Source organism: Actinoplanes sp. NPDC051633, assembly GCF_040681735.1.
Taxonomy (GTDB): Bacteria; Actinomycetota; Actinomycetes; order Mycobacteriales; family Micromonosporaceae; genus Actinoplanes.
Genome location: NZ_JBFAZH010000604.1, coordinates 1 through 4,838 on the forward strand (window position 1 = coordinate 1; position 4,838 = coordinate 4,838).

A 4,838-nucleotide genomic window follows, 5' to 3' on the forward strand; every position below is an offset into this window, starting at 1 on the left:
CGTCGCTGCAACATATCGAGGACACCGGCGTAGGAGCGCCCGGCCGCCGCCCGGTAGCCGTTTGCCAGCTGGCATTCGGCCAGTTCCGTCATCTCGAACCAGCCGCGGGGTGACCGGGCGACCGCCTGCCGCGCGTGGCGTAGTGCCGCCTGGGGCTGGCCGGACCTGCGCAGGGCACGGGCGGCGACCACGAAGTAGTAGGCCTCGGCGCGGAGCCGTTTCGGCTCGGCGGTGGCCTGCGCGGCGGCGTCCGCCCACCGGCCGGCCTGGAGCAGGGCAAGCGTCAGCACGAGGTGGGCGTGAGGGCTTTCCTCCTGCCGGGCCCGGACGATCAGCCGCAACGCGTCCGGCCAGTGGTCTACCTGGAGAAGCCCGTCCACCACGTCGAGCAGGTCGGGGTCCGGGCATTCCGCGGCGGCCAGGAAGCTTGCGGCAGCCCGGTGCTGCTGGCCCAGCGCGATCTCCGTCCAGCCGCGGCTACGTAGCAGGTCGGCACTGTCGCCGGTCTCGAGGAGAGCCCGCTGGACGATCTCCAAGGCGGCGGAGTAGTCACCCAGGCCGTACATCGCTCGGGACTGCGCCACCGCCATCGTGTCGGCGGCGCCGCTGTGGGCGAACGACTTGAGAAGTCCACGGACCGTCTCCTCGTTGCCCTCGCTCAGCTCAAGATCGACGAGATTTTCGAACGCGAAGGCATAGTCCGGCATCAGCCTGAGAGCCTCCCGCAGGTGATGGCGAGCCTCGTCGACGCGGCGCGCGTCAGCCTCCAGCACGCCCAGCGACGCATGGCTGTAGGCGAAATCCGGGTCCCGTTCGATGGAGTTCAGCAGCAGCCTTCGCGCGCCCTCCCGGTCACAGTCGAGCCGGTGCAGTTCACCCATCACGCCTGTGATCAGCGCCGAAGGGTCGCCCTGCGCAGACATCTCCTCCAGCATGGTGCGTACGTCGTCCAGCCGGTCGAGGCCCCACAACAGCTCGATCTTGACCCAGAACAGGTCGCCGTCCGCAGTGGCCGTTCCGGGCAGGGCCGACAGCGAGGCAAGCGCGTCCCGCATCCGCCCGAGCTTGCGCAGCACCTCCACGTGCTCGGCGGCGAGCGTGGCGTCCTCTGGCGCGGCCGCGCGCGCCCGCCGGAACAGCCGGTCTGCGTCGGCCGGCCGCCCCTGGCGCACCGCGAGACGGGCCCGCTCGATGCTGAGCAGCGAGGTGTCGCCACCAGCGGCGCGCACCTCGTGCTGGATCCGGCGGAGGACGGCTTCCGCACCCCGCTCGTTGGTAGACTCGAGGACCGCCACCAGGCGCGCCAGGACCCAGGGAGTCGTGGGCTCGGAGTGTACGGCGCTCGCTAGCACCTCGGCGGCGGTCTTCCGGTCGCCAAATTCGACGAGCGCCTGCCCCTTTCCGGCCAGCGCGTAGGCCCAGCCAGGCCGAATGCGCAACGCGTTGTCGAAGGCCGCGACAGCCTCGTCGTGCCGGCCGGACCGGCGCATCGTCTCGCCCAGCAGCGCATGGGGCCGGGCGGCGCCCGGCTCGAGGGCCACCGCGTGGCGCAGCAGTTCCTCGGCTCGCGCCCGGCCGTCCGCACCCCGCTCGACGAGCAGCTGAGCGAGACCGCACAGCGCGTCCAGGCTGTCGCCGTCCGCCGCCAGCGCGCGTTCGTAGGCTTGCGTGGCGCGGTCCGGCTCGTTGAGAGCGACCAGGGCGGCACCGAGCGCGGCGGCGGCCCATGGTGGTTCATCGGCGGGGTCGAGCGATTCCAGCAGCTCCACGGCGGTCCGGGCATCGCCGCGGATCCGGGCCAGGTCGCCGCGGATAGCGGTCAGCCACGGATCATCGTCGCCCTCCGCCGCCAATGCGAGGTCGGTCCAGGCCGTCTCGTAGTCGCCCAGGCTGGCGGCGGTCAGGCCGCGTGTCCGGCGTGCCTCGGTGTTGTCCGCGTCCAGCGTCAGCAGGTGGTCGAGGACCTGCTGGCCCTCCTCGAGACGGCCCGACTCAACCAGGAGGCCGGCGAAATGGGTGAGCACCCAGACGTCCGACGGCGGGTCGGCGAGCACGGCGTCCACCACGCCCGGGTCCTCGTCGAGCTGCCCGGTGCGGCCGAGCGCGATGGCATAGAGCGCCCGGCCCAGCGATGGGTGCAGCGGGACGGTCGCCCGGGCCGGTTCGAGGGCCGCTTGCGGGTCGTTCTCCATCAGGTTGAGCCGGGCCACGACTGGCAGCAGCTCGGGGTCCTCCCGGCTCGCCGCCCGCTTCAAGATAGCCTTGGCCCGGGAGATGTCCCCGACGTCGAGGGCGAGGGACGCCGACCGGGCGAGCAGGCGTGGATCCTGTGGCCACCGGCGGAGCCACTTATCGAGCTGCTGCTGCGCCTCCGCCGGGCCGGACACGCGGGCGGACAGCCCGGTCTGCGAGGCCACCCGCTCCGGGGTGGGAGCGAGCTCGATCGCTTGGCGGTAGGCCCGCAGCGCGTCCCTGTAGTCGCGGTTGTGCTCCCGGCACCGGGCGTAGAGGACCAGCGCGTCCGCGCGGAGGGCGGGCGGGAAGGCAGCGGTCTGCCCAAGGTCGGCCAGCAGCTCCTGTGCGTCGGGCGGCACCTCGGCCCGGTCGATGACTCGGTCCAGGGCGTCGAGCTCGCGCCGAGCCTCGTGATGCCTGCCGGACCGGGCGGCGGCGGTCGCCTGGCGCAGCTGTTCGGCGATCGCCGACGCGTCGGCGGCGGACGACATGCGCGGCCGCAGCGACCCGCCGCCCACCGAGGCGCTTCCCGGAAGATGTGCGGCGGTCATCCCCTCACCCCCCCTTGAGCTGCCGGTTCGACCAGCGTTCCTTGATAGACTCGGCTAGCGTGACCGGATCAACGTCCTCGGCGTCGTGCAGCAGGCGTGTACGCCAGGCGGCGGTCAGCACGTCCGGCACCGCGTCCTCCACCGGTGTCCAGGCGGGCCCGGCCTTCTCGCCGTGGAGGGCCGCGAACCACCGCTCCGACGCCTGCCAGCGCTCCTCGTCGTAGGACCGAACCGTATAGCGCTGGCTGCTGAAGTGAGCGACGGCGGCGGTGGCCAGCCGGTCCAGCCAGTCATCCGCCGCGGCCGGTGGTGCCTGGATCTCCTCCGCGGCCTGTTCCGTCCGGTCCGGGCTGGCATGGGCCCGGACGGCTGCCTCCCAGATTTGGCGCAGCTTGCCGACGGCGTCGCTGTAGGAGGCCCCCTGGGCGGGCAACGTGTCGCCCTCGGCGAGGAGGACCAGCACGATCACGCGAGCCCGGTCGATGTCGCGCGGGCGGTCCGGGTCGGCCGGCTCGTCGTGGCGCGGGCTGAGCCGCAGCAGCAGCGCCGCGCAGGCGTAAGACAGGCCCAGCGTGTAGGTCGCGAACGCGTCCGCGAGCAACTCCTCGACGTGCTCCTTCGTCCGGGCCGGGGGGTTCTCGCCGGGCGGCGCGAACCGGTCGATCAGTGCGACGAGATCGTCGTTGTCACGAGTGTTCTTCACGTAGGCAAGCCCGACCTCGTGGCCGACCAGCGGAATGCCCCAGATCGACCATTCCGGGAAGCCGAGCAGCACCACACTGTCCAACGCGTTGCCCAGGGCGGCCTGCCGCGCGGGCAGCGGCAGCGAGCGCCGCGTGGCGACCCGGAACCGGGCCAGCACCGCGTCGGTCATCTCGCAGACCCGATCGTCCAAGCCCGTGTCGCGGACCGTGAGGCCGCCGAGGAAGTCCACGTACTCGACGAACAGCGGCCGGCCGACACCGTCGAGAAGATTCTGATATTCCATCCACTGCGTCCGGCGTTGCGCCGCCGAGCTCCCCTCCACCGTCCGCTTGAGCTCCTTCAAGTCCTCTTGCAGTTCGTTGCAGCGGCGGTCGAGGCTCGCCTCAAGGGCCAGCGAGCGGTCCTCCAGGCTGACGTTCGAGGCCATCGCCTGCCGGAGGCAGTTGCTCGTCCCGGCCACCGAATCGAGCAGCTGCGTGACGATGTCCGGGGCCCCGCGGAGCTGTCCCGCCAGGTCGAGGCTCGCGTTGTCGATCATGTCCGCGATATCGGGTTCCTCCTCCATAGCGTCTACCAGGCTCTGCAGGCGTGTCCGCAAGGCCTGCAGTGGGCCGCGGCACGGTTTGATGTACCTGCCGGCGTTCTCCAGGAACTGGCTGCGCTCCTTGGCGCGCCGCACCGCGTACCGCACCTTCTCGATGTCGAGCCGCAGCGCGTCCAGCCGCAGCAGGAGGAGGTCGGGGGTCTCCATCAGGCCGCTCCGCTCGGATCGTGCCTGCAGTAGTCGACGACCAGCGCCGCGACCTCGTCGTCGTGCTGGCGGGACGGTTGACTCAGACGCCAGCGCCAGGCGCCGTCGAGCACGGCGAGCACGCTGCTGCCGACCGGCCGGGCGGGTTGCCGGCGGGAGAGCGCGGCCGCGACGGCGATCGCGCTGTCGGCGTCGCCGTAGACGAGGCACGGACGGTGTTTGCGCACGGCCGCGACGACTCGGCCGGCCAGTTCCTCGCCCGGATTGCTCGCGGCTGGGACCTGCCCGAGCACCGCCGCGGCGAGCGGATCCACCACGGCAGCTCGCAGCGTCGCGTGGCGGGCCCGGCCGGTTTGCTCGGACAGGCTGTCCAGCACGGCGCGCATCGTCGCGATCCGGTCGCGCCAGGCGGGATGGGAGTCCGTCGCCCGCCCCGCCTTCGCGCCCGGCGGGACGCGCAGGCAGAGGCAGGCCACAGGATAGGTGGCACCGGAGCAGATGGTGGATTTTTGGCAGAATGAATTTAGGTTTTGGGAGTGATCATTTTGAAAAAGCATAAACAAATATTAGAACAATATATTTTTGTTAATAAGAGT

3 protein-coding genes are annotated in these 4,838 nt (G+C 71.3%); all 3 read right to left on the reverse strand.

Annotated features, from left to right (window positions below):
• A partial coding sequence (locus tag AB0M20_RS27705; RefSeq protein ID WP_364303065.1) for a tetratricopeptide repeat protein occupies nt 1-2,786 on the reverse strand: 2,786 nt, incomplete at its 3' end.
• Between the two features lie 4 nt (nt 2,787-2,790).
• A complete protein-coding gene (locus tag AB0M20_RS27710; protein ID WP_364303067.1) occupies nt 2,791-4,242 on the reverse strand; it encodes a hypothetical protein in 1,452 nt (483 codons plus the stop codon).
• Nucleotides 4,242-4,718, reverse strand: coding sequence for a hypothetical protein (locus tag AB0M20_RS27715; RefSeq protein WP_364303069.1), 477 nt, complete (start codon nt 4,716-4,718; stop codon nt 4,242-4,244). Before AB0M20_RS27715 ends, AB0M20_RS27710 begins: the two co-directional genes overlap by 1 nt.
• Between the last annotated feature and the right edge of the window lie 120 nt (nt 4,719-4,838).